This is a genomic window from Ottowia beijingensis, assembly GCF_042680925.1.
In the GTDB taxonomy this organism is placed as follows: domain Bacteria; phylum Pseudomonadota; class Gammaproteobacteria; order Burkholderiales; family Burkholderiaceae_C; genus Ottowia; species Ottowia beijingensis.
In genome coordinates, this window is the sequence record NZ_JBHUEP010000008.1 from 59,896 (window position 1) to 83,278 (window position 23,383).

A 23,383-nucleotide genomic window follows, 5' to 3' on the forward strand; every position below is an offset into this window, starting at 1 on the left:
GGTCCGCACCGGCCAAACTCCTTGTTACATCCTCGTGCCCGATGACGGAATAAGCCGTTTGCCGGCCCGTTGTCGGAATGCGGAGGTGATGGATGGCTCCGCGCTTCCTTCACGCATTACAAGGAGATCGCCATGAGGATCGAACACGGACTGATTGCATTGAGCTGCGCCCTGCTGGTGGCCTGCGGCGGCGGTGACGATGACAACCCCAGCGCGCCCGCCACCCCGCCGGGGGCCGGCACCGGAGACACCGGCGGCACCGGCGGCACGACCACGCCGCCGCCCACTGGCGGCACCGGCGGCACCACCACCCCGCCGCCCACCACCCAGCTGCCGGTCGACCCGGCGCCCACCGGCGGTACCTACCAGTGCCGCAACGCCACGCTGCTGGCGGTGCGCATCGACAACCTGGAAGTGCCCGCGGGCTTTCAGTGCGCGCTGCGCGGCACGCAGCTCATCGGCACGGCCAAGGTCAACCAGGGCGCGCTGCTGGACGCGCAGGACGTGCGCATGAACGGCAACATCCAGGCGCAGGGCGCGGCGCACGTCACGCTGGTCGGCAGCAGCTGGATCGGCGGCTCGGTGCAGATCGAGCAGGGCCAGTCGGCCTCGCTGACCGGCGCGCGCATCGACGGCGACATCCAGCTGACCGACAACCGCGGCGCGCTGAGCGTGGAGCGCAACCAGGTCGGCCAGAACGTGCAGATCAAGCAGAACCTGGGCGGCGTCAGCGTCAACGGCAACCGCGTCGACGGCAACCTGGAATGCCAGGCCAACCAGCCCGCGCCCACCGGCGGCGGCAACACGGCGGCGCTGAAGACGGACCAGTGCCGCGCGCTGTGAGCGGGCCAGGGCGCCTGCGGACTGCACGGCGCCCTAGGCTTGCTACCAAACAAGAAGCTGCCGGCGCTTTTGTGGCAATGGTTTCAGGCTGTTTTGGTTAAAAATCAGGCCGTCTGCACCTGCGCATGCGCCCACTCGATCCAGGGCATCAGCGCGCGCACGTCATCCGGCTCCACCGTGGCACCGCACCAGATGCGCAGGCCGGGCGGCGCGTCCTTGTAGGCGCCGATGTCGTAGGCCACGCCTTCGGTCTCCAGCAGCTGCGCGATGCGCTTGACCTGCTCGGGCGGCAGGTCGAGCGTCAGGCACACGCTGGTGCACGAGCGCGTGTCCTCGCGCCGCGCGAGGAAATGCAGCCACGGGTGCGCGGCGACGAAGTCCTCGATCACCTTCAGGCTCGCCTCGCTGCGCGCCTTCAGCCCCGGCACGCCGCCCTGGGCGTCGGCCCAGGCCAGCGCGTCCAGGTAGTCGGCCACGCACAGCATGCTGGGCGTGTTGATCGTGTCGCCGACGAAGATGCCCTCCATCAGCTTGCCGGCCGAAGTCATGCGGAAGATCTTGGGCAGCGGCCAGGGCGGGGCGTAGCTTTCGAGCCGTTGCACCGCGCGCGGGCTCAGCACCAGCATGCCGTGCGCGCCTTCGCCGCCCAGCGCCTTCTGCCAGCTGAAGGTGGCCACGTCCAGCTTGTGCCAGGGCAAGTCCATGCTGAAGGCGGCGCTGGTGGCGTCGCAGATGGTCAGGCCCTGGCGGTCGTCGGCGATCCAGTCGGCATGCGGCACGCGCACGCCGCTGGTGGTGCCGTTCCAGGTGAACACGATGTCGCGCGCCGCATCCACTTGCGACAGATCGGGCAGCTCGCCATACGGCGCCTTGAACACGCGTACGTCGGGCAGCCTGAGCTGGTTGACGATGTCGTTCACCCAGGTCAGGCCGAAGGTTTCCCACGCCAGCACGTCGACGCCGCGCGCGCCCAGCAGGCTCCACAGCGCCATCTCCACCGCGCCGGTGTCCGACGCCGGCACGATGCCCACGCGGTAGTCCGCCGGCAGGCCGAGGATGCGCGCGGTTTCGCTGCACGCTTTGCCCAGCAGCTCCTTGCCCAGCGCCGAGCGGTGCGAGCGGCCGAGCGCGCGCAGATCGAGTTGCGACACGTCGTATCCCGGCCGCTTGGCGCAGGGGCCGGAGGAAAAGTGGGGGCTGCGGGGACGAGCGGCGGGCTTTTGCATGATGGCTGAACAGAGTGGCCGCGCACGGGAGCGCGAAGCCATGGATTCTAGAATCCGCCCCATGACCTTCCTCGACCAGCTGCGCGAAGCCGAAACCCTGAACCAGTCGATGCTGTGCGTGGGGCTGGACCCGGAGCCCAGCCGCTTTCCCACCGGCATCACGCGCGATGCCGAGGGCATCCATGACTTCTGCTTGAAGATCGTCGAGGCCACGGCCGATCTGGCGATCGCCTTCAAGCCGCAGATCGCCTACTTCGCCGCGCACCGCGCCGAGCCGCAGCTGGAGCGCCTGATCGCCCGCATGCGCGAGATCGCGCCGAAGGTGCCCGTCATCCTGGATGCCAAGCGCGGCGACATCGGCAGCACGGCCGAGCAGTACGCCAAGGAGGCCTTCGAGCGCTTCGGCGCCGACGCGGTGACGCTGTCGCCCTTCATGGGCTTCGATTCGGTCGAGCCGTACCTGAAATACCAGGGCAAGGGCGCCTTTCTGCTGTGCCGCACGTCGAACCCGGGCGGCGACGATCTGCAGAACCAGCGCCTCGCGTCGGTCGAAGGCCAGCCCTTGCTGTACGAGCACGTGGCCAGGCTGGCGCAGGGGCCATGGAACCTGAATGGCCAGCTGGGCCTGGTGGTGGGCGCGACCTACCCGCAGGAGATCGAGCGCGTGCGCGCGCTGGCGCCGACGCTGCCGCTGCTGATCCCCGGCGTGGGCGCGCAGGGCGGCGATGCGGCGGCCACGGTGCAGGCCGGCTGGCGCCCCGACGGCCCCATCGTCGTCAACAGCTCGCGCGCCATCCTGTACGCCGGCAAAGGCAGCGACTTCGCCGATGCCGCGCGCGCCGCGGCGCTGGCCACGCGCGACGCGCTGAACGCCGCCCGCCCGGCGTGATGCTTTTGATTTGATAGCTTCCGGCGCCCGCCAAATAAGCGTTACAGGCCATTTTCGCAAGTAACAGCCATGGAACTGCGCCAACTGCGTTACTTCGTCAAGGTCTGCGAAGCCGGCAGCATGGGCAAGGCCGCGCTCGACCTGGGGCTGGCCACCTCGGCGCTGAGCCAGCAGATCAGCCGGCTGGAGGGCGAGCTGGCCACGCGCCTGCTGCAGCGCCAGGCCACCGGCGTGGTGCCCACGGATGCGGGCCTGGCGTTTCTGCAGCAGGCCCAGCTGACGCTGCGCCACGCCGACGACGCGGTGCATGCGGCGCAGACGGCGCGCCTGTCGGGCCACGTCAGCATCGGCCTGGCGTCGACCACCGCCTCGGTGCTGGGCGTGCCGCTGATGCAGGCCATGGCCGAGCGCTACCCGGCGGTGCGCGTGCACCTGGTCGAGGCGCTGTCGGGGCACCTCACGACGATGCTGAACGCGCGCCAGCTCGACTTGGCGATCCTGTTCCGCGACGACGCCGCGCGGCGCTGGAGCGTGACGCCGTTGCTGGAAGAGAAACTGTTCGTCATCGGCGCGCCCGATCTGCCCGGCATGCCCGCCGGACCGCGCGTGCGGCTGAAGGACCTGCGCGCGCTGCCGCTCATCCTGCCGTCGCCCAGCCACGGCCTGCGCGCGCTGACCGACGCCGCCTTCGCGCGCCAGCGCATCACGCCGCGCGTGCAGGCCGAGGTGGATGGCCTGTCGCTGCTGATGGACGCGGTGCGCGCGGGGCTGGGCGCCACCATCCAGCCCGGCGCCGCCACGGCGCGGCTGCCCGAGGGCGCGGTGCGCAGCGTGCTGCTGGCCGATGCGCTGACGGGGCGCCGCAACCTGCTGGCCAGCCTGTCGGACGACGAGCTGTCGCCCGCCGCGCTGGCCGCGCGCGTGGTGCTGGCCGACGTGGCGCGGGCGCTGGTGCGCGCCGGGCGCTGGGCCGGTGCCACCCTTCACAAGAACTGAAGACCCGTTGCCGCGCGCCGTCTTGTGCGTGCGCGCAGCGGTGCCTACAGTTCGCCCCTGCAAACCTGAGGAGACACTCTTGGTCGATGTGCTTGTCATCGGCGGCGGCAACGCCGCGCTGTGCGCCGCGCTGATGGCGCGCGAGGCCGGCGCCAGCGTGTTGCTGCTGGAGGCGGCGCCGCGCGCATGGCGTGGCGGCAACTCAGGCCACACGCGCAACCTGCGCTGCATGCACGACGCGCCGCAGGACGTGCTGGTCGACGCCTACCCCGAAGACGAGTACTGGCAGGACCTGCTGAAGGTGACCGGCGGCCAGACCAACGAGCACCTGGCGCGCCTGGTGATCCGCCATTCCGCCACCTGCCGCGATTGGATGCGCGCGCACGGCGTGCACTTCCAGCCGCCGCTGTCGGGCGCGCTGCACGTGGCGCGCACCAACGCCTTCTTCATGGGCGGCGGCAAGGCGCTGGTCAATGCCTACTACCGCAGCGCCGAGAAGCTGGGCGTGCAGATTCGCTACGAGGCGCCGGTCGACCGCATCGAGATCGAGAACGGCCGCTTCGTCGCCGCATACGTGAAGGGCGAGCGCATCGAAGCCAGGACCTGCGTGCTGGCCGCCGGCGGCTTCGAGTCCAACCGCGACTGGCTGCGCGAAGCCTGGGGTCGCAACGAGCGCGGCGAATGGCCGGCCGACAACTTCCTGATCCGCGGCACGCGCTTCAACCAGGGTGTGCTGCTCAAGCACCTGCTGGATGACCACGGCGCCGACCGCATCGGCGACCCGACGCAGGCGCACATGGTGGCCATCGACGCGCGCGCGCCGCTGTACGACGGCGGCATCTGCACGCGCATCGACTGCGTCAGCCTGGGCGTGGTGGTGAATCGCGAGGCCGAGCGCTTCTACGACGAGGGCGAGGACTTCTGGCCCAAGCGCTACGCCATCTGGGGCCGCCTGGTGGCGCAGCAGCCGGGGCAGATCGCCTGGTCGATCATCGACGCCAAGGCCATCGGCCGCTTCATGCCGCCGGTGTTCCCCGGCGTGGTGGCCGACAGCCTGCCCGCGCTGGCGCGCAAGCTGGGGCTGGATGAGGCCACCTTCATGCGCACGCTGAACGCCTACAACGCCGCCTGCGTGCCCGGCACGTTCGACCACACCGCACTCGATGATTGCCACACGCAAGGGCTGACGCCCGCCAAGACCCACTGGGCGCGCCCCATCGACACCGCGCCGTTCTACGCCTACGCCGTGCGCCCGGGCGTGACCTTCACCTACCTCGGCCTGCACACCGACGACACGGCCGCCGTGCGCTTTGGCGACCAGCCCAGCGCCAACCTGTTCGTGGCCGGCGAGATGATGGCCGGCAATGTGCTGGGCAAGGGCTACACGGCCGGTGTCGGCATGTCTATCGGCACGGCGTTTGGCCGCATCGCCGGCGCCAATGCGGCGCGGGCAGCCATGAATCAAGGAGCATTGCATGGCCTCGCTTGAAGCCCTCGCACGCAACGCGCGCGCCCTGGCCAACGGCGAGGTGGTGCCGATGACGGCCGCCGAGACCGAGGTCGCGCGCCAGCTCACCATCTGCAACGCCTGCCGCTACTGCGAAGGCTTCTGCGCCGTGTTTCCGGCCATGACGCGCCGGCTGGAGTTCGCCAAGGCCGACGTGCACTACCTGGCCAACCTGTGCCACAACTGCGGTGCCTGCCTGCACGCCTGCCAGTACGCGCCGCCGCACGAGTTCATGGTCAACGTGCCGCAGGCCATGGCCACGGTGCGCGGCCAGACCTATGCCGACTACGCCTGGCCACCGGCGCTGGGCCGCCTGTACAAGACCAACGGGCTGATGCTGTCGGTGGCGCTGGCGCTGGGCCTGGCGCTGTTCCTGGTGCTGGCGGTGATGACCCGGGGGCCGATCTGGGGCGCGGGGCTGGGTGGCGACTTCTACGCCATCTTTCCGCACAACCTGCTCGTCGGCCTGTTCGCGCCGGTGTTCGGGTTCGCGGTGCTGGCGCTGGGCATGGGGGTGCGCGGCTTCCTGCGCCAGGTGAAGCCCGCCACCAGCGGCGCGGCGGCCAGCGGCGCCGCGGCGGCCGAGGCCACGCACGACGTGCTGCGCCTGAAGTATCTCGACGGCGGCCACGGCGACGGCTGCCACAACACAGACGACGAATACACGCTGAGCCGCCGGCGCATGCACCACTTCACGTTCTACGGCTTTCTGCTGTGCTTTGCCGCCACCAGCGTGGGCACGCTCTACCACTACCTGTTCGGCTGGCCGGCCCCGTACGACCTGCCTTCGCTGCCCAAGCTGCTGGGCGCGGTCGGTGGCGTCAGCCTGGTGATCGGCACCGTCGGCCTGTGGCGGCTGAACCGCGCGCGCCACCCGCTGCATGGCGATGCGGCGCAGAAGCCGATGGACCTGGGCTTCATCGCGTTGCTGTTCCTCGTCAGTCTCAGCGGCCTGCTGCTGTGGTGGGCACGCGGCAGCCACGCCATGGCCCTGCTGCTGTGCCTGCACCTGGGCGCGGTGATGGCGCTGTTCGCCACGCTGCCCTACGGCAAGTTCGCCCACGGTGTCTTCCGCAGCGCGGCCCTGCTGCGTTATGCGGTGGAAAAGCGCCAACCTAACCCGATCGGCCTCGGCGCCGACTGATCCGACTCACTCAAGGAGACAAGCGATGAACAAGCGTCAACTGATGCGCGGTGCCACCGCGCTGGTCTGCGCGGCCCTGGCCGGCGGCCTGGCCCAGGCACAGGACTTTCCGCCCAAGAAGCCGGTGACCCTGGTGGTGGGCTTTGCCGCCGGCGGCGCGGCCGACGCCGCGGCGCGCCTGATCGCCAAGAAGCTGGGCGAAAACGTCGGCCAGACCGTGGTGGTCGACAACAAGGCCGGCGCCGGCGGCAACATCGCGCACCAGTTCACCGCCAAGGGGCCCGCCGATGGCTCGCTGCTGCTGTTCGGCTCCATCGGCCCGCTGACCATCGCGCCGCACCTGATGAAGGTGGGCTACGACCCGTTCAAGGACTTGGCGCCGGTGTCCGGTGGCGTCAACTTCCCCAACGTGCTGGTGGTGCACAAGGGCGTGGGCGCGAAGACGTTGGCCGAGTTCGTCGCGCTGGCCAAGAAACCGGGTGCCAGGGTGGAGTTCGCCTCCACCGGCGCCGGCTCGGCCTCGCACCTGGCGGGGGAGATGTTCAACCAGGCGGCGAAGGTCGACATGGTGCACGTGCCCTACAAGGGCGGCGCACCGGCGCTGCAGGATCTGCTGGGCGAGCGCATCAGCTCCTACTTTGCCGCGCCGCCCACGGCCATGCCGCACGTCGAGGCCGGCAAGCTGATTCCGCTGGCCACCACCGGGCTGAAGCGGCCCGCCTACCTGCCCAACATTCCCACCGTGGCCGAATCGGGCTACCCGGGCTTCGAGGCGCTGAACTGGTACGCCTTCGTGGCGCCGGGCAAGACGCCGGCACCGATCCTGGACCGCTGGAACACCGAGATCGTCAAGGTGCTGAACGACGCCGAAGTGAAGAAGGCGCTGGAAGGTCACGGCCTGACGCCGCAGCCGACCACGCGCGCCGAACTCACCGAGTTCATGAAGAAGGAAGACGCCAAGTGGTCCGGCATCGTCAAGAGCCGGAACATTCACGCCAACTGACGCGCTGGCGCGTCCTCAGCGCCGGGCGCGCGCCTGCTCGTAGAGCGGCAGCACGCGCGGCATGGCGTTCTGCAGCGCGGCCATGCGGTCGCCCGAGTTGGGGTGGGTGGACAGGAAGCTCGGTCCGCCGCCACCGCCCTGCTGCGCCATCTTCTGCCACAGCGTGATGGCCGCGCGCGGGTCGTAGCCGCCGCGGGCGGCCAGCTCCAGGCCGTACAGGTCGGCCTCGCTCTCCATGTGGCGCGAGAAGGGCATGTCCAGCGCCAGCTGCTTGCCCAGGCCGGCCAGCTGCTGCGCGCCTTCGCCCACGCCCAGCAGCGCGCCGCCGATGGCGATCGCCATGTCGCCGGCGGCGCTTTGCGAGATCTTCTCGCGCGTGTGCTCGCGCAGCGCGTGGGCCATCTCGTGGCCCATGATGGCGGCGATCTCGTCATCGGTCAGGCGCAGCTTGCGGATGATGCCGGTGTAGAAGGTGATCTTGCCGCCCGCCATCACGTGGGCGTTGACGGTGTCCTCGTCGATCAGCACCAGCTGCCACGGCCAGCGCGCGGCGTCGGGGCGGAAGGTGGCCACATGCGGCACCAGGCGCTGCATGACGGTGTTGACGCGGTTCCACTCGGCGCCGCTGGTGACCAGCTTGCCCTGCGCGCGCGCCTTGGTGTTCTGCTGATCGTAGTACTGCAGCGACTGCTGCATCACCTGCTCGGGCGATACCAGCAGCAGCTGCGAGCGCGCCGAGCCGCCCGAGGCGACGCTGCCGGTGGTGGTGCTGGCGCAGCCGGCGGCCAGCAGGGCGGCGGCGAGGACGGCGCTCAGGTGGGCACGGTATTTCACGGGTCACTCCTTCGTCAGGGATGTGCGCCGACACCGCCGGCGCAGGATCGGGTTGACGGCATTTTGCCTGCCGCGCGGCGTGGCGGATGTCGGACGCCGCCCTGCGTGCAGGCGCCCGCTGGTTTCAAGCCAGATTGGCCTTCAGCGCTTGCTGGGTGGGCGCTGACAGCTATCAACAAAGGAGTATTCTGCGGTGTGCCGGCTCACTTGGGCATGGCGCAGTGCCCGCCCGACACGGCCTGGCCCGAGCCGGCGGTGATCATGGGCGGCTCCAGCCGCAGGTTGACGGGATCGGACTGCGCGAAGTCCCAGGCGATGAAGCCCACGAGCAGGCCCCAGAACAGCAGGCGGCGGACGTTGGTGGCGGTCATGGTGTGTGCTGCCTTCCGATCAGAAGCCGAAGCGGCGCCGCACGCGGATGCCGATCAGCGTGCCCAGGAAGGCCATCGGCACCCAGATCCAGCCGTGCAGGCTGCCGGTGCTGATGCCGCTGACCATGGCGCCCACGTTGCAGCCAAACGCCAGGCGCGAGCTGTAGCCCATGATGAAGCCCGCCGCCAGGCCGATCAGCCATTGCTGGCCGGTCAGCGGCTTGGCGTCCTGCGGGCGCCTGGGCGCCACCCACAGCGCGCCGGCCAGGATGCCGATGTTGGTGATGCTGGTCACGTCCAGCAGCAGCGTCTGCGAAAGGCGCTGGGCGTGGCCCGGGTCGCTCCAGAAGGCGTTCTGCGCCGGGTCGAACAGGCCCAGCGCCGTGGCGCCCTTGGCTGCCCACAGGCCGAAGCCGTACACCACGCCCCAGGGCTGGCCGGCGATCAGCAGGTTGAGCGCGGCGAACAGCGCCAGCACCACCGCGCCCCACACCCAGCGGCGCGGCATGCGCCTGAGGCTGAAGCGCTGGCCGCTCCACAGCCCCACCCCCACGGCCACCACGGCCAGCGCCGCCAGCGTGGCCAGCAGCGCGCCGGTGGCGCCGAACGATTGCACCAGCCCCACCGGCTCGGTGGCGCCCAGCGCCAGCCAGCCGTTGAGGTGCACCGAGCCCAGAAAGCTGCCCAGCGCGAACAGCGGCAGGATGCCCATGTTCAGCGGCACGCCCAGGCCCGCCTTGTACAGCGTGCCCGAGCCGCAGCCGTCGGCGATCTGCATGCACAGCCCGAACACGAAGGCGCCGACCACCAGGCTGATGGAGGGCGGCCCCAGCGCGGCGTGCGTCTCGGGGAAGTGCGCCAGCATCGGCATGCTGACGGCCGCCAGCAGCGCCAGCAGGATGATCTGGCCGTACACGCCGGATGGGTCGCGCTGCTCCACCAGAATGCGCCAGCCGGTGGTGAAGCCGAAGCGCGCCGCCGCCAGCCCCCAGCCCAGGCCCACGCCCACCAGCAGCAGCAGCGCCTGGCGCGACGAGACCGACCACAGCAGCCAGCCGAACAGCGCCAGCACGACGATGGCGATGGGCAGGCGCTGCGCCCACAGGCTGGGCGCGCGCGTGGCGCCAGCGGCGACGGTCGCGCCGGGTGAAGTGACAAGCGTGCTCATGGTGCCTTGGTTCCCAGGTTGCGGTGCGACCAGCCCAGCAGCTGGTAGCGCAGTTGTGCCAGCCGGCCGGGCTCGTTGGCCATGGGCAGTGGCGTGGCGGCCTGGCTCCACTCGACCATCGAGCCGGGGTAGAGCTTCACGTCGGGCTGGCCCAGCACCTCGGACAGCACGAACCAGTCGGTGGCGGCCCAGTGGCCGGTGTTGCAGAAGGCCACGGTGGCCTGGCCGGGCCGCGCGTGCAGGGCCGCGGCCTCGCTGGCCAGCTGCGCCTTGTCCATCAGCGCGGCGCTGCCGGGCTCGAAGAACAGGTCGCTGTCGAGGTTGATGGCGCCCGGCAGCGTGCCGGCGGCCTTGGCCGCGCCGTGCGACTTGCGGCCCTGAAAGAACGGCGCCGGCCGCGAATCGACCAGCACCGCGCCCTGGCCGTGCAGGTCGCCTTTCACGTCGTCCTGCGTGGCCAGCCACTGGTGGCTGAAGCGGGGCTGCCAGCTGCTGGCGGGCACGCTGGCCGGCTGCGCCGTCACCGGCAGGCCGGCGGCCTTCCAGGCGTTCAGCCCGCCGTTGAGGATCGACAGCTCGCGCATGCCCAGGCTCTTGAGCGTCCAGTACACCCGCGCGGCCGAGCCGAAGTCGGTCGAATCGACGCCGGTGTAGACGATGACGGCGTGCGTCTCGGGCGTCAGGCCGAGCTCCTGCACCAAGGCCGTCAGCTGCTTCATCGGCGGCAGCTGGCCGGGGTTGGTGGCCGGGCCGCGCCAGCGGCCGTAGGGCGCCGACACGGACCCGGGCAGGTGCTGCAGCGCGTACGCTGGGCCTTCGCGCGTGTCGACGATGCGCACCGAGCCCGTCAGGCGCAGCGCCTGCAGCTCGGCCGGTGTCAGCAGCGGCGGCGCGGCCCAGGCCGAGGCCGCCAGCAGCGCGCCGGCCAGCCAGGTGATGAAAAACGAGATCAGGGTTCGCATGCAACCAAACCAGCAAGGCAAATAAGCAAAGCCTGATATTTTCGCCAGTCGGGGCTGGCGGCCAAATACAGTTTCGTCACATGCTTATGCCGCGGGCGCAGAAACCTGCCGTGCGCGGCGCGTGAGCCGCTGTCCGACAGCCGCGGTGCGCCCGGCCCGACGATCAGTGCCGGGGCGCGGCCTTACGCTGTGTCGAGGCGCCTCGCCGGGGTGTTGGCGTTGGAAATGCTGACGAGCTTTACCCGCGCTTCACCGGGATCCGGCGCTGGCCCCTCAACCTTGGCGGGGTGCCACGCGTTGAACAGGCCAGCGGACGCCGACCGTGGATCGGTGCCCTGCATCGAAGGAGAGCGACATGACACAGACCCCTTCCAACTCCCGTATCGCCCGCCGCGGTGTGGCTGCGGCACTGGCCGCGCTGCTGGGTGCGGGCGTGTTCGGCCTGTCGGCGCCGGCCGCCGCAGCCGATGGGCGCTACTACCGAATGCCCGATGGCTCGGTGCAGTACGTGCGCGACCGCGACCTGCCCGACTCGCGCCGTTGGCAGGACCGCCGCTGGCGCGATGACGACCGGCCGCGGCGGTGGCGCAACGACGGTTACTCCTACGGCCAGGGCCGCAACAGCGGTGAACTGGGCGATGGGCGCCGGCGCTACAACGCGCCGCGCAACAGCGGCGAGCTGGGTGACGGCCGTCGCGACTGGCGCTTCGACGACCGTGACTGGCAGCGCTCAGCACCGCGCAACGGGCGCGGATACCAGTATCCGGCCGACGGCGGCTGAAGCCCGTCAGCCTTCCAGCATTCTTTTCAGATAGCGCCCGGTGTGGCTGGCCGGGTGGGCCGCCACATCCTCGGGCGTGCCCTGCGCCACCACGGTGCCGCCGCCATCGCCGCCTTCCGGCCCCATGTCGATCAGCCAGTCGGCGGTCTTGATGACGTCGAGGTTGTGCTCGATCACGACGATGGTGTTGCCCGCGTCGCGCAGCTGGTGCAGCACCTTCAGCAGCAGTTCGATGTCGGCGAAGTGCAGGCCGGTGGTGGGCTCGTCCAGGATGTAGAGCGTGCGGCCGGTGTCGCGCTTGGACAGTTCCAGCGCCAGCTTCACGCGCTGCGCCTCGCCGCCGGAAAGCGTGGTGGCGCTCTGGCCGAGCTGGATGTAGGAAAGGCCCACGTCGAGCAGCGTCTGCAGCTTGCGCGCCAGACTGGGCTGGTCCTTGAAGAAGGCGTGGGCCTCTTCCACCGTCATCTCCAGGATCTGCGCGATGTGCCGGCCCTTCCACTGCACCTCCAGCGTCTCGCGGTTGTAGCGCTGGCCGTGGCACACGTCGCAGGGCACGTAGACGTCGGGCAGGAAGTGCATCTCCACCTTCACCACGCCGTCGCCCTGGCAGGCTTCGCAGCGGCCACCGCCGCTGGACTGCGGCACGTTGAACGAGAAGCGCCCCGGCCCGTAGCCGCGCTCGCGCGCCGTGGCGGTCTCGGCCATCAGCTCGCGGATCGGCGTGAACAGGCCGGTGTAGGTGGCCGGGTTGCTGCGCGGCGTGCGGCCGATGGGCGACTGGTCGACCGCGATCACCTTGTCGAACTGCGACAGGCCCAGGATGGCCTGGTGCGGCGCCGGCTCGGTGTGGGCGCGGTGGATGTCGCGCGCGGCGGCGGCGTACAGCGTGTCGTTGACCAGCGTGGATTTGCCCGAGCCCGACACGCCGGTCACGCAGGTGAACAGGCCCACGGGGAAGTCCACCGTCACGTTCTTCAGGCTGTGGCCGCTGGCGCCGACGATGCGGATGCGACCGTCGATTTCAGGCGTTTTAGGTGCTGAAGCTCCGTCTGACGGGCGTGAGAAGCTATCAACCTTGTAGCTTAGTCGACGTCGCTTCGGTATCTCGATGCGCCGCTCGCCACGCAGGAACTGCCCGGTCACCGAATCCCGGGCCGCCGCCACGTCGTCGAAGCGGCCCTGCGCCATCACCCGGCCGCCGTGCACGCCCGCGCCCGGCCCCATGTCGATGATGTGGTCGGCGGCACGCATCATGTCCTCGTCGTGTTCCACCACCAGCACGCTGTTGCCCAGGTCGCGCAGGTGCTGCAGCGTGCCGATCAGGCGGTCGTTGTCGCGCTGGTGCAGGCCGATGCTGGGCTCGTCCAGCACGTACATCACGCCCGTCAGGCCGCTGCCGATCTGGCTGGCCAGGCGGATGCGCTGCGCCTCGCCGCCGCTCAGCGTCTCGGCGCTGCGTTCCAGGCTCAGGTAGTTCAGGCCGACGTCGTTCAAGAACTTGAGGCGGTTGCCGATCTCGCGCACCACCTTGTCGGCGATCTCGGCCTTGGCGCCGGCGAGCTGCAGCGCGTCGAAATACGCTTTGGCTTCGCCCAGCGTGACGTGGCTGATCTCGTAGATGGCGCGGCGCTGCCCGGCCTCGCCCACGAACACGTGGCGCGCCTCCTTGCGCAGACGCGTGCCGCCGCAGGCGGTGCAGGGCTGCGTACCGCGGTAGCGCGCCAGCTCCTCGCGCACGATGGGCGAATCGGTCTCGCGGTAGCGCCGCGCCATGTTGGGCAGGATGCCCTCGAACGGGTGCTTCTTGTTCACCTTGCGGCCGGCCGAGGCGCCGCTCTCGAAGGTGTAGCTGAACTTGATCTCCTCGTCGCCCGAGCCGTGCAGGATGGCGTGGCGCACCGCCTCGGGCAGTTGCTCGAATGGCGTGTCGACGCTGAACTTGTAATGCTTGGCCAGCGATTCGATCAGCGCGAAGTAATAGCCGTTGCGCCGATCCCAGCCCTTGATGGCGCCGCTGGCCAGGCTGAGCGAAGGGAAGGCCACCACGCGTTCGGCGTCGAACACCTCCGTGGTGCCCAGGCCGTCGCAGCTGGGGCAGGCGCCGGCCGGGGCGTTGAAGGAGAACAGGCGCGGCTCCAGTTCGGCAATCGAATAACCGCACACCGGGCAGGCGAACCTGCTGTTGAACAGGTGCTCCTGGCCGCTGTCCATCTCCAGCGCGATGGCGCGCCCGTCGGCCAGCCGCAGCGCGGCCTCGAAGCTGTCGGCCAGCCGCGAGGCGATATCGGGGCGCACCTTGAGGCGGTCGATGACCACGTCGATGTCGTGCTTCTCGGCCTTCTTCAACGCGGGCAGGTCTTCCACCGCCAGCACCTGGCCACCGACGCGGAAGCGCACGTAGCCCTGCGCCTGCATCTGCTCGAACAGCTCGGTGAACTCGCCCTTCTTCTCGCGCGCCACCGGCGCGAGGATCATGATCTTCGTGTCCTCGGGCAGCGCCAGCACCGCGTCGACCATCTGGCTTACCGTCTGCACGGTGAGCGGCAGGTCGTGCTCGGGGCAGTACGGCGTGCCGGCGCGCGCGAACAGCAGGCGCAGGTAGTCGTGGATCTCGGTCACCGTGCCGACGGTGGAGCGCGGGTTGTGGCTGGTCGCCTTCTGCTCGATGGCGATGGCGGGCGACAGGCCCTCGATCAGGTCCACGTCGGGCTTGTCCATCAGCTGCAGGAACTGGCGCGCGTAGGCGCTCAGGCTTTCGACGTAGCGGCGCTGGCCTTCGGCGTATAGCGTGTCGAAGGCCAGCGACGACTTGCCCGAGCCCGACAGCCCGGTGATCACCACCAGCTGGTGCTTGGGAATGTCGAGGTCGATGTTCTTCAGGTTGTGCGTGCGGGCGCCGCGGATGGCCAGGCGCTGCGCGCGCAGGGCGGCGGCCAGCGGCGTGCCGGCCTCGGGCTCGGCGGAAATCGGGGGCTTGGAAAGATCGGTCATGACAGCGGTGCCCTGGCGCAGGGCAACCGACCATTATCGGTTTTCAGGCAAAAGATTGCAGGCGCGCCAGCCTGCCATCAGCCGCGCCGGGTGCGGCACCGTGATGGTTCGGCCGCTGACCTGCAGCAGCTCTGCCTGCTGCAATTCCTGCAGGATGCGCGAGAAATGTTCCGGCGTCAGGTTCAGGTGCGAGGCGATGGCGCGCTTGGTGGAGGGCAGGGTGACGACGAAGGGCGCTCCGGTGTCGTCGCAGCGGCGCAGCAGCCAGGCGATGAAGCGCTCGGTGCCATTGCTGAGGGCCTGCAGCGCTAGCTCCTGCACCAGGCTCTCGACGCGCCGCGACAGGCCGACGATGATGCCCCGCGCCAGCAGAGGGTTGCGCTCCAGCTCGTCGAACAGCGCCTGCTTGGGGATTTGCAGCAGCAGCGCATCGCTGGCGACTTCGGCGGTCACCACGGCGGTGTGGTCGAGAAACGCGAGCGGTTCGGCAATGCTGTGGCCGGGCCCCGCGATGCCGGTCAGCCGCTGCGCGCCTGGTGGCCCGGCGCCCAGCAGGCGAATCTGGCCGTAGACGACGACATACATGCCGCCCAGCGGCTCGCCATGGCGGAACACCTGTTCGCCGCGCTTGAATTCATGCCGCGTGGCGACAGCCGCCAGCCGCGCCAGCGTGGCCTTGTCCAGCGCGCTAAACAAGGGCAGGCGCGCCAGCAGGGTTTCAGGGGGGACTTCGCGCCGGGCCATGCCCGACAGCGTACCGCGAACGCGAACGGGGGCGTCAGGCGGCCGTCTCGACCCACTCCGGCGGGCAGGCCGGGTCGGTCATCTGCTCTACCCAGCCGCTCCAGCGCTGGGCGAAGGCGCGCCGGGCAGCTTCGGTGGCCTCGGGCGCCACGGCGGCGCGCAGGAGTTGCGTCAGTTCGGCCGAACGCGGCACGGCAAAGCCCTGGCGCGTGAACTCGACCGAACGGCCGTCGTCCAGTCTGGTGAAGCGGATGTCGCCGCGCATCGGCACGCCAAAGGCCAGCAGGTCCTTGCGGCCATGGCGGCCGGCAAAGCCCTTGAAGCCGCCGGCATTGGCGGCGCCCGTCACCAGCGAGACGACGCTGGCGATCACGCCGACCACCCCGTCATCGAGCGACTCCCGCAACTCCACCCTGATCTCGCCGCGCCGTGGCGTGCCCTGCGGGTACAGGCGGGCCAGCGCGTCGCGTGTCAAGCGCCACGCGCCGGCCACGGTGGGGCAGGAGTGGCCGGTCAACTTGACGGCGTCGAGGTAGCGGTATTCGAGCGTGCCGCCCTCGGCCGAGCCGAGCGTTTCGGCCAGCGGGTCGGTCATCGTGATGGGCGGCACGGTGTCGTAGTAAGCGGGCGTGTTCATGCTGGTCTCTCTACCGCGAATGGCAAACCACGCTGCGGCCACGACCAGCCGCGGCCAATGAGGCGCCCGATGAGCGCCGCGCGGGCGATGTAGGGCTGGCGCCAGCTGCGGCTGTCGCTGGAGGCGTCGCGATGGTCGCCCAGCAGCAGGTAGTGGCCAGCGGGGACGTGAAAGGTGTCGGTAAAGACGGAACGGCTGGCGTAGGGTTCGGCCAGCGGCTGGCCGTTGATCGACACCCGTCCTGCCTCGATGGCGACGGTCTCGCCCGGCAGGCCGATGACGCGCTTGACCACGTGCCGGCCCAGCTCGCGCGAATCGACCACCACCACGTCACCGCGGCGCACCGGGGTGCGGCGCCACAGCCGGCGCGTCAGCGCCAGCGCGCCGCCGGGCAGCGTCGGGGCCATGGAGTGCGATTGCACGCGGGTGAGCCACAACATGCCGGTGATCCCTTTCCGATCAGTGGTGGTCGCCGCCATGACCGTGGTGGCCGTGCCCATGCTCGTGGTCGTGCCCTTCGGCGTATTTGAAGAAGGACACGTAGGCGTCCATGTAGGTGCGCGCGGCGGGCAGGTCGTCGTCGTCGAAGTGCTTCAGCGCGATGGCCTTGTCGAAGCGCTTTTCCAGCTCGGGCCAGCGCTCGGCGTCGATCAGGCCGCGCAGCGGCTCGATGCTGCCCTTCTCCAGCGCCTCGTCGGCGGCACGCACCTGGGCCGGGACATGGGAGCCAGCCGGCTTGATGCCGTCGTAGCCCGCGCCTTCGCCGGCCCGGTGGATGCGCACCATGTTCTCCAGGAACCACTGCTCGGCCAGCGCGGCCGCTTCACCGCCCACGGCGCGCACGCGCTGGGCGCGGTCGAAGGCGGCACGCAGTTCGTCCTCGCCCTCGGGCATGACCCATTTCAGGGCGATGTTGACGTTGCCCTGGCTCAGCGCGCGGCGGCCATCGACGACGGCGGGGCCGTCAGCCGTGTCGCAGTGCGCCGAGGCGGGGCGGATGACGAGGCTGGTGATCGACGATGCCAGCGTGCGAAGGAAAGTGGTGAAGGTCATGATGGTCTCCTCAGGTGGTGGTCAGACGGGCCATGAAGCGCTCAGTGCGCGATCGGGAGGGCACGAAAGCCCGGGTGGTCGAAGTAGTGGGGGTATTGGTTGACGGCGTGCGTCACCTTCAGCAGTCCATCGACCGGCCGGGTGTCGGCGGACTTGCCGTTCAAGGCGTCGACGCCGGCGCCGATCTCGGCGATCAGGCCGTGCAGCTGGGCGTCGGCGGCGGGCTCCAGCTTGCAGTTCTCCACGATGCCGGCGACTTCGCGTTCGATCTTGCCGGCCAGTTGCTTGTATTGGGCGGCGCTGAGCTTGCCGGCGTGCGCGGCCTTCAGCTGCGGTGCAACCAGGCCCCGGATGCCATCCATGCCCTTGCGCAGCGGCGCGTCGGTGGCCCATTTCTGGCCCTGGTTGAGCGTCAGCGACTGCGGCGCGCTGCCGTGGTCGTGGGCGGCGGTTTGGGCCTGGGCGTGGATCGGCGCGCCCAGCGTCATCAGCGTGACCACGGCGGTGGCCGCGAGCGTCCATTTCAGGGCTTTCATCCTCATCTCCTTGACGTCAGGCGGACATCGCCTGCATGGAACGTCGGAGGGCGGGATTCAGCGCGCGTTCCTGCGAAGCTTCCGATCCTTAGCAAACATCAAGAACGCGGCGTGTTCGGGCGCGCTCAGCGCCGCGTTTCAACGCCCGCCCAACCGGCGTCGGGATAGCGCCCGCCCTGCGCCGCGCCGGGCGCGAACACGGCTTCGATGCGCGCGGTCTGCGCCGGCGTCAGCGCCACCCGCGCGGCGGCCAGGTTCTCCTCCAGCCGGGCGATCCGGCGCGTGCCAGGGATGGGGATGGCGTGCGGCTGCCGGGCCAGCATCCAGGCCAGTGCGAGTTGTGCCGGCGTCAGTCCCCACTCGCGCGCCAGTGCGCCCAGTTGCTCGACCAGCGCTGCGTTGGCCGCAGCCGCTTCGCCCTGAAAGCGCGGGTTGTTGGCGCGGAAGTCGCCCGCTTCCAGCTTGGCCGTATCGAGCGCGCCGGTCAGCATGGCGCGGCCCAGCGGGCTGTAGGCGACGAAGGCGGTGCCCAGTTCGCGGCAGGCCGGCAGCACGTCGGTCTCGGGCTCGCGCGTGAACAGCGAGTACTCGCTCTGCAGCGCGGCGATGGGGTGCACGGCGTGGGCGCGGCGCAGCGTGTCGGCGCTGACTTCGGACAGGCCGATGGCCTTCACCTTGCCCGCGCGCACCAGCTCGGCCATGGCGCCCACCACCTCCTCGATCGGCACCGCCGCATCGCGCCGGTGGCAGTAGTAAAGGTCGATCTGCTCCACGCCCAGGCGCTGAAGCGATGCCTCGCACGCGGCGCGGATGTAGGCGGGCGAGTTGTCGATGCGGCGCTCATACGTGCCGGCCTGCCGCACGATGCCGAACTTGGTGGCGATCACCATGCGCGCGCGCCGCGCGGCGCCGCCTTCGGCGATGAAGCGGCCCAGCAGTTCTTCATTGGCGCCCAGGCCGTAGGTGTCGGCCGTGTCGAACAGCATCACGCCCAGCTCGACGGCGCGCGCCAGCGTGGCCAGCGATTCGGCGTCGTCGCTGGCGCCGTAGAACTCGCTCATGCCCATGCAGCCCAGCCCGATGGGGAAGACGGGCGGCAGCGTGGAACCGAGGGGGCGATGGGTGGCGGTCATGGCGGGTCCTTTTCTTCAATGAGGGGTTCAGCTTACGCCGGCCGGCTGCGTTTGATAATCGCCCCGCCATTCATCGAATTGCTGAGCCACTTTCACCAATGACCTTGCCGGACGCCCCGCTGAACGAGCTGCAAGCCTTTGCCGCCGTGGCCGAGGCGGGCAGCTTTCGCGCCGCTGCCACGCGCTTGGGCGTGACGCCCTCGGCCGTCAGCCACAGCCTGCGCACGCTGGAAGCGCGCCTGGGCCTGCGCCTGCTGCACCGCACCACCCGCAGCGTGGCGCCCACCGAAGCCGGCGCGCGCCTGCTGGCCACGCTGGCGCCGGCGCTGGCCGACATCCGCCGCGCGGTGGGCGAGGCGCGCGAGGCCGCCGACACCCCGCGGGGCACCCTGCGCCTGACCGCCCCGCGCACCGCCGCCCACCTGGTGCTGATGCCGCGGCTGGCGCGCTTTCTGGCCGCGCACCCCGGCATGGCGGTGGAGCTGAGCTGCGACGAGGCGCTGGTCGACATCGTGGCCGCCGGCTTCGACGCCGGCCTGCGCTTTGGCGAGAGTCTGCAGGGCGACATGGTGGCGCTGCCGGTGGGCGCGCCGCAGCGCTTTGCCGTCGTCGCCGCGCCCGCTTACCTGGCGCGCCACGGCACGCCGCGCACGCCGGCCGAGCTGATGGCGCACGCCTGCATCCGGCTGCGCTTTCCCAGTGGGCGGCTGTATGGCTGGGAGTTCGTCGCACCGGACGGGCGCGGGTTCGAGGTGCAGGTGGCGGGCGCTTTCACCGCCAACGACCAGACGGCCATGCTGCTGGCGGCCGAGGCCGGCCTGGGGCTGGCCTACGTCTACGAAGGGCAGGCCGCGCCCGCCGTGGCCGCCGGGCGGCTGGTGCGGGTGCTGCAAGACTGGCTGCCGCCGGCCGAGCAGCTGTACCTGTACCACCCCAGCCGGCGCCTGCAGCCGGCGGGTTTGCGCGCGCTGCTCGATCTGCTGCGCAGTACCGAAGATTCGGCATGAAAATGGCCTTCAGGCGTTACCAGTACTGCGCAGGAAGCTATTGAATCGGGAGTATTTCTGCGGCACACGCTGCCTGCCTTGTGAGCAACGCCCGTGCCTGCTGGTGTCACCCCAGCAGTCCTCTATCGCTCTTTTTTGGATAGCTTCCAGCGCTTTCTGGACGGCGCCTGAAGCCCGATTCGATGCCTTGTCCGGCAGCTACGCGCCGATGATCGACAATACCGGGCGCGGCCCGCGGGGCCGCGTTCTGCCCGGCTTCGTTGTTCAATTCGCGTGACCGCTGCTTCCTCCTCCTCCCCCGTTTCCCACCGCATGACGCCGGACGAGCGGCGCGCCAGCCTGTCGCTGGCGGGCATCTTCGCGCTGCGCATGCTGGGGCTGTTCCTGGTGCTGCCGGTGTTCGCGCTGGAGGCGGCGCGTTACCCCGGCGGCGACGACCCGGCGCTGGTGGGGCTGGCGATGGGCATCTACGGGCTGACGCAGGCCGTCATGCAGGTGCCGCTGGGGCTGGCGTCCGACCGCGTGGGGCGCAAGAAGGTCATCGTGGTCGGGCTGCTGGTGTTCGCCCTGGGCAGCGCCGTCGCGGCGCTGGCGGGCAGCGTGCAGATGCTCATCATCGGCCGCGCCATCCAGGGCGCGGGTGCGGTGTCGGCAGCGGTGACGGCGCTGCTGGCCGACCAGACGCGCGACGAGGTGCGCACCAAGGGCATGGCGCTGGTGGGCATCAGCATCGCGGCGATGTTCGCGCTGTCGCTGGTGGCGGCGCCGCCGCTGGCCGCGGTGATCGGCCTGGGCGGGCTGTTCTGGCTGACCTGCGCGCTGTCGCTGGCCGGCATCGCCGTGGTGCTGTGGTGGACGCCGGCCGAGCCGGCCAAGCACGCCGACGTGCCGCGCGGCCGCCTGGCCGACGTGTGGCTGCACCCGCACCTGTGGCGGCTGGACCTGGGCGTGTTCGTGCTGCACACGGTGCAGATGGCGATGTGGGTGGTGGTGCCCGCGCTGCTGGTGCAGGCCGGGCTGCCCAAGGCGCAGCACTGGCACGTGTACCTGCCGGCGGTGCTGGCCTCGTTCCTCATGCTGGGCGGGCTGTTCGCGGCCGAGCGGCGCGGTGCGCTGCGCGGGGTGCTGCGCACCGGCATCGCGCTGCTGTTTGCCGTGCAACTGGCGCTGCTGCTGCTGGCGCCGCGTGCGCCGGGGCTGTGGACGCTGGGCGCGCTGCTGTTGTTCTTCTTCATCGCCTTCAACCTGCTGGAGGCCACGCAGCCGAGCCTGATCTCGCGCCTGGCGCCAGCGCATGCGCGCGGCGCGGCACTGGGCGTCTACAACACGCTGCAGTCGCTGGGCCTGTTTGCCGGCGGCGCGCTGGGCGGCTGGCTGGTCAAGGCCGGGGGGCCGCAGGCGGTGCTGGTGGCAACGTCGGTGTTGGCGCTGCTGTGGCTGCTGCTGGGCTGGGGGCAGGTGATGCCGGCGTCGAAGGCATCGGCTGCGCCATCTGCTGCTCGGGCGTTCTAGCGGTGGCGTCGGGCGCCAGGCGCGCCACCAGTTGGTCGGCGATCGTTGCGTACAGCGGCCGGCTGACCATGCGCGACACCAGGCTGGCCAGCAGCGCGCAGGCCATCAGCCCCAGCACCATGGCGTAGCCGTCCACCATCTCCATCACGATGATCATGGCGGTGATGGGGGTCTGCGTCATGGCGCCCAGAAAGCCGGCCATGCCCAGCGCGATCAGCACCGTGGTGTATTCGGGCGCCAGCAGCTGCGCCACGTCGTGCCCCAGGCTGGCGCCGATCGACAGGCTGGGCGTGAACAGCCCGCCCGGCACGCCCGACCAGGCCGACAGCCAGGTGGCGACGAACTTCAGCAGCGTCCACAGCAGCGGCGCGTCGGGCGATTCGCCCGCCAGCAGCGTGCGCGTGTGCGCATGCCCGCCACCCACGGCCGTGGCCTGCGTCACCAGGCCGATCACCGCCACCGCCAGCCCGCAGGCGGCGGCAAAGCGGATCGGATGTTGGCGACGATAGGCGCTGAAGCGGTCGGTGCCGCCGAACAGCGACACGATGAGCAGCCGCGCGAACAGCCCGCCCACCAGCCCGCAAACCAGCGCCAGCGTCAGCCCCGGCAGCAGCACGCCCCATTCCACGCGCTCGATGCGGATGCGCCCGAAATACGACAGGTTGCCGAACGCCGCCACGGCCACCAGGCCGGCCATCACGATGGCGCCCAGCATCAGGCCGGACGAGCGCGTCTCCAGCCGGCGCGACAGCTCCTCGATGGCGAACACGATGCCGCCCAGCGGCGTGTTGAAGGCCGCCGCGATGCCCGCCGCGGCGCCCGCCACCAGCAGCTCGCGCGCGCTGATGCCCGAGCGCGGCGACAGAAAGCGCCGCGCGGCGTACATCACGCCCGCGGCGATCTGCACCGACGGCCCCTGGCGCCCGATCGACAGCCCTGCCAGCAGCCCGCCCACCACCGCCAGCGCCTTGGCCAAGGAAATCTTTAGCGACACCAGCGCCGAGCGCGAGGACGCGTCCAGCCGCGGATCGAGCGCCGCCAGTGCCTGCGGCGGCCCCGAGCCGCCCGCGCCGGGCGCAAAGCGCGTGGTGGCCCACACGATCAGCGCCGTCAGTGCCGGTGTCCACAGCAGCGGCCACCAGCGCCCGCTGGCCTGCATCGACTTGAAGGCCTGCTCGGCCGCGTCGGCCAGCAGCGTGAACAGCACCACCGACAAGCCGGCCAGCAGCGCGAACAGGCCGACGACGAAGCGGTCGATCCAGATGCGCGGGTCGGTCACCTCGCTGCGTACCTGGTCCAGGAAATCCGGATCGTCCTTCATGCGGGGCATTCTGGCATGGGCGTTGCGGCACAATTGCCAGTTTCGTTCAGTTCAACCGCTGTTTCCCTTTTCACTTTCACAGGAACAAGCCATGGCCTCCGTCAACAAAGTCATCCTCGTCGGCAACCTGGGGCGCGACCCCGAGATGCGCACCTTTCCCAGCGGCGACCAGGTGGCCAACGTGACGCTGGCCACCACCGACAAGTGGCGCGACAAGCAAAGCGGCGAGCCGCGCGAACACACCGAATGGCACCGCCTGGTGTTCAACGGCCGCCTGGCCGAGATCGCCGGCCAGTACCTGCGCAAGGGCAGCCAGATTTACGTCGAAGGCAGCATCCGCACCCGCAAGTGGCAGGACCAGGCCACCGGCCAGGACCGCTACAGCACCGAGATCCGCGTCGACCAGATGCAGATGCTGGGCAGCCGCCAGGGCATGGGCGGCCCGTCGGACGATGGCGGTGGCGGCTACGGCGGTGGTGGTGATGGCGGTGGCTACGACGCCCCACGCCGCGCGGCGCCCGCCCCGCGCGCTGCCCCTGCACCGCGCGCACCGGCGCCTGCCGCGTCAAAGCCCGGCTCGGGTTTTGACGACATGGATGACGACATCCCGTTCTGATGCTCCCCCTGAGGCGCTGACGCGCCTTCCCCCTGTGGGGGACAACGCTGGCGGCCGGGGGGACCCCGGCCACGGCGTTCCGGCATGGCCTGCTCCGCGGCCTTCTGAG

At 70.4% G+C, this 23,383-nt stretch carries 22 protein-coding genes and 1 pseudogene; 10 read left to right on the top strand and 13 right to left on the bottom strand.

What is annotated here, in order from left to right; all coding sequences use genetic code 11:
• The first annotated feature begins 132 nt into the window (after positions 1-132).
• Positions 133-843 (top strand): hypothetical protein, encoded by a 711-nt coding sequence (locus ACFSCU_RS13355; protein WP_180550226.1) that lies wholly within the window; start codon positions 133-135, stop codon positions 841-843.
• Positions 844-947: 104 nt separating this feature from the next.
• On the opposite strand, the gene ACFSCU_RS13360 is transcribed toward ACFSCU_RS13355, so the two are convergent.
• Positions 948-2,249, bottom strand: a complete 1,302-nt coding sequence (locus tag ACFSCU_RS13360) for a phosphoserine transaminase (protein ID WP_377560943.1) — start codon at positions 2,247-2,249, stop codon at positions 948-950.
• On the opposite strand from ACFSCU_RS13360, the gene pyrF reads away from it, so the two are divergent.
• From pyrF to ACFSCU_RS13385, 5 genes are all read left to right on the top strand, one after another.
• A complete protein-coding gene (gene pyrF, locus ACFSCU_RS13365) occupies positions 2,131-2,958 on the top strand; it encodes an orotidine-5'-phosphate decarboxylase (protein WP_180550224.1) in 828 nt (275 codons plus the stop codon). The two genes, ACFSCU_RS13360 and pyrF, sit on opposite strands and share 119 nt — an antisense overlap.
• A 69-nt stretch (positions 2,959-3,027) precedes the next feature.
• Positions 3,028-3,954 (top strand): LysR family transcriptional regulator, encoded by a 927-nt coding sequence (locus tag ACFSCU_RS13370; RefSeq protein ID WP_180550223.1) that lies wholly within the window; start codon positions 3,028-3,030, stop codon positions 3,952-3,954.
• 79 nt (positions 3,955-4,033) lie between these two features.
• On the top strand, positions 4,034-5,443 hold the full coding sequence (tcuA, locus tag ACFSCU_RS13375) for an FAD-dependent tricarballylate dehydrogenase TcuA (RefSeq protein ID WP_180550222.1): 1,410 nt from the start codon (positions 4,034-4,036) through the stop codon (positions 5,441-5,443).
• Entirely contained in the window at positions 5,430-6,605 is a 1,176-nt protein-coding gene (tcuB, locus tag ACFSCU_RS13380; RefSeq protein ID WP_180550221.1) for a tricarballylate utilization 4Fe-4S protein TcuB, read from the top strand. Before tcuA ends, tcuB begins: the two co-directional genes overlap by 14 nt.
• A 25-nt stretch (positions 6,606-6,630) precedes the next feature.
• The gene (locus tag ACFSCU_RS13385; protein WP_377560944.1) at positions 6,631-7,608 is read left to right on the top strand and encodes a Bug family tripartite tricarboxylate transporter substrate binding protein; all 978 of its coding nucleotides are present in this window, start codon (positions 6,631-6,633) and stop codon (positions 7,606-7,608) included.
• 15 nt (positions 7,609-7,623) lie between these two features.
• Here ACFSCU_RS13385 and ACFSCU_RS13390 read toward each other — a convergent pair whose 3' ends face one another.
• The 4 genes from ACFSCU_RS13390 to ACFSCU_RS13405 all read right to left on the bottom strand — a co-directional run bounded on the left by ACFSCU_RS13390 (position 7,624) and on the right by ACFSCU_RS13405 (position 10,943).
• On the bottom strand, positions 7,624-8,442 hold the full coding sequence (locus ACFSCU_RS13390) for a M48 family metallopeptidase (protein WP_180550220.1): 819 nt from the start codon (positions 8,440-8,442) through the stop codon (positions 7,624-7,626).
• Positions 8,443-8,645: 203 nt separating this feature from the next.
• Positions 8,646-8,813, bottom strand: a complete 168-nt coding sequence (locus ACFSCU_RS13395; RefSeq protein WP_180550219.1) for a hypothetical protein — start codon at positions 8,811-8,813, stop codon at positions 8,646-8,648.
• 19 nt (positions 8,814-8,832) lie between these two features.
• Complete coding sequence (locus ACFSCU_RS13400; protein WP_180550218.1) at positions 8,833-9,981, bottom strand: YeeE/YedE thiosulfate transporter family protein; 1,149 nt, start codon at positions 9,979-9,981, stop codon at positions 8,833-8,835.
• Positions 9,978-10,943 (bottom strand): sulfurtransferase, encoded by a 966-nt coding sequence (locus ACFSCU_RS13405; RefSeq protein ID WP_180550217.1) that lies wholly within the window; start codon positions 10,941-10,943, stop codon positions 9,978-9,980. Before ACFSCU_RS13405 ends, ACFSCU_RS13400 begins: the two co-directional genes overlap by 4 nt.
• Positions 10,944-11,298: 355 nt before the next feature.
• Here ACFSCU_RS13405 and ACFSCU_RS13410 point away from each other — a divergent pair, with 355 nt between their 5' ends.
• The gene (locus ACFSCU_RS13410) at positions 11,299-11,724 is read left to right on the top strand and encodes a hypothetical protein (protein WP_180550216.1); all 426 of its coding nucleotides are present in this window, start codon (positions 11,299-11,301) and stop codon (positions 11,722-11,724) included.
• A 6-nt stretch (positions 11,725-11,730) separates the two neighbouring features.
• Here the strand turns inward: ACFSCU_RS13410 and uvrA are convergent, their stop codons facing one another.
• From uvrA to ACFSCU_RS13445, 7 genes are all read right to left on the bottom strand, one after another.
• A complete protein-coding gene (gene uvrA / locus ACFSCU_RS13415) occupies positions 11,731-14,715 on the bottom strand; it encodes an excinuclease ABC subunit UvrA (RefSeq protein ID WP_180550215.1) in 2,985 nt (994 codons plus the stop codon).
• A 33-nt stretch (positions 14,716-14,748) separates the two neighbouring features.
• Entirely contained in the window at positions 14,749-15,459 is a 711-nt protein-coding gene (locus ACFSCU_RS13420) for a Crp/Fnr family transcriptional regulator (protein WP_377560945.1), read from the bottom strand.
• A gap of 34 nt (positions 15,460-15,493) precedes the next feature.
• Positions 15,494-16,096: a hypothetical protein gene (locus ACFSCU_RS13425; RefSeq protein WP_180550213.1), complete on the bottom strand. Its 603-nt coding sequence runs from the start codon at positions 16,094-16,096 to the stop codon at positions 15,494-15,496.
• The gene (gene lepB, locus ACFSCU_RS13430; protein ID WP_180550212.1) at positions 16,093-16,536 is read right to left on the bottom strand and encodes a signal peptidase I; all 444 of its coding nucleotides are present in this window, start codon (positions 16,534-16,536) and stop codon (positions 16,093-16,095) included. The genes ACFSCU_RS13425 and lepB overlap by 4 nt, the downstream gene beginning before the upstream one ends.
• Positions 16,537-16,555: 19 nt before the next feature.
• Positions 16,556-17,149, bottom strand: coding sequence for a DUF6448 family protein (locus tag ACFSCU_RS13435; protein ID WP_333707983.1), 594 nt, complete (start codon positions 17,147-17,149; stop codon positions 16,556-16,558).
• 41 nt (positions 17,150-17,190) lie between these two features.
• The gene (locus ACFSCU_RS13440) at positions 17,191-17,685 is read right to left on the bottom strand and encodes a hypothetical protein (RefSeq protein ID WP_180550209.1); all 495 of its coding nucleotides are present in this window, start codon (positions 17,683-17,685) and stop codon (positions 17,191-17,193) included.
• A 125-nt stretch (positions 17,686-17,810) separates the two neighbouring features.
• On the bottom strand, positions 17,811-18,818 hold the full coding sequence (locus ACFSCU_RS13445) for an aldo/keto reductase (protein ID WP_333707981.1): 1,008 nt from the start codon (positions 18,816-18,818) through the stop codon (positions 17,811-17,813).
• 98 nt (positions 18,819-18,916) lie between these two features.
• On the opposite strand from ACFSCU_RS13445, the gene ACFSCU_RS13450 reads away from it, so the two are divergent.
• Positions 18,917-19,825: a LysR family transcriptional regulator gene (locus tag ACFSCU_RS13450; RefSeq protein WP_377560946.1), complete on the top strand. Its 909-nt coding sequence runs from the start codon at positions 18,917-18,919 to the stop codon at positions 19,823-19,825.
• Between the two features lie 312 nt (positions 19,826-20,137).
• Positions 20,138-21,337 carry an MFS transporter gene (locus tag ACFSCU_RS13455; RefSeq protein ID WP_333707978.1) on the top strand — a complete coding sequence of 400 codons (1,200 nt, stop codon included), beginning with the start codon at positions 20,138-20,140 and terminating at the stop codon, positions 21,335-21,337.
• Between the two features lie 82 nt (positions 21,338-21,419).
• Here ACFSCU_RS13455 and ACFSCU_RS13460 read toward each other — a convergent pair.
• Positions 21,420-22,667, bottom strand: a pseudogene (locus ACFSCU_RS13460) (chloride channel protein); the annotation flags it as partial.
• Between the two features lie 82 nt (positions 22,668-22,749).
• On the opposite strand from ACFSCU_RS13460, the gene ssb reads away from it, so the two are divergent.
• Positions 22,750-23,274, top strand: coding sequence for a single-stranded DNA-binding protein (ssb, locus tag ACFSCU_RS13465; protein WP_377560947.1), 525 nt, complete (start codon positions 22,750-22,752; stop codon positions 23,272-23,274).
• The last annotated feature ends 109 nt before the right edge of the window (positions 23,275-23,383 follow it).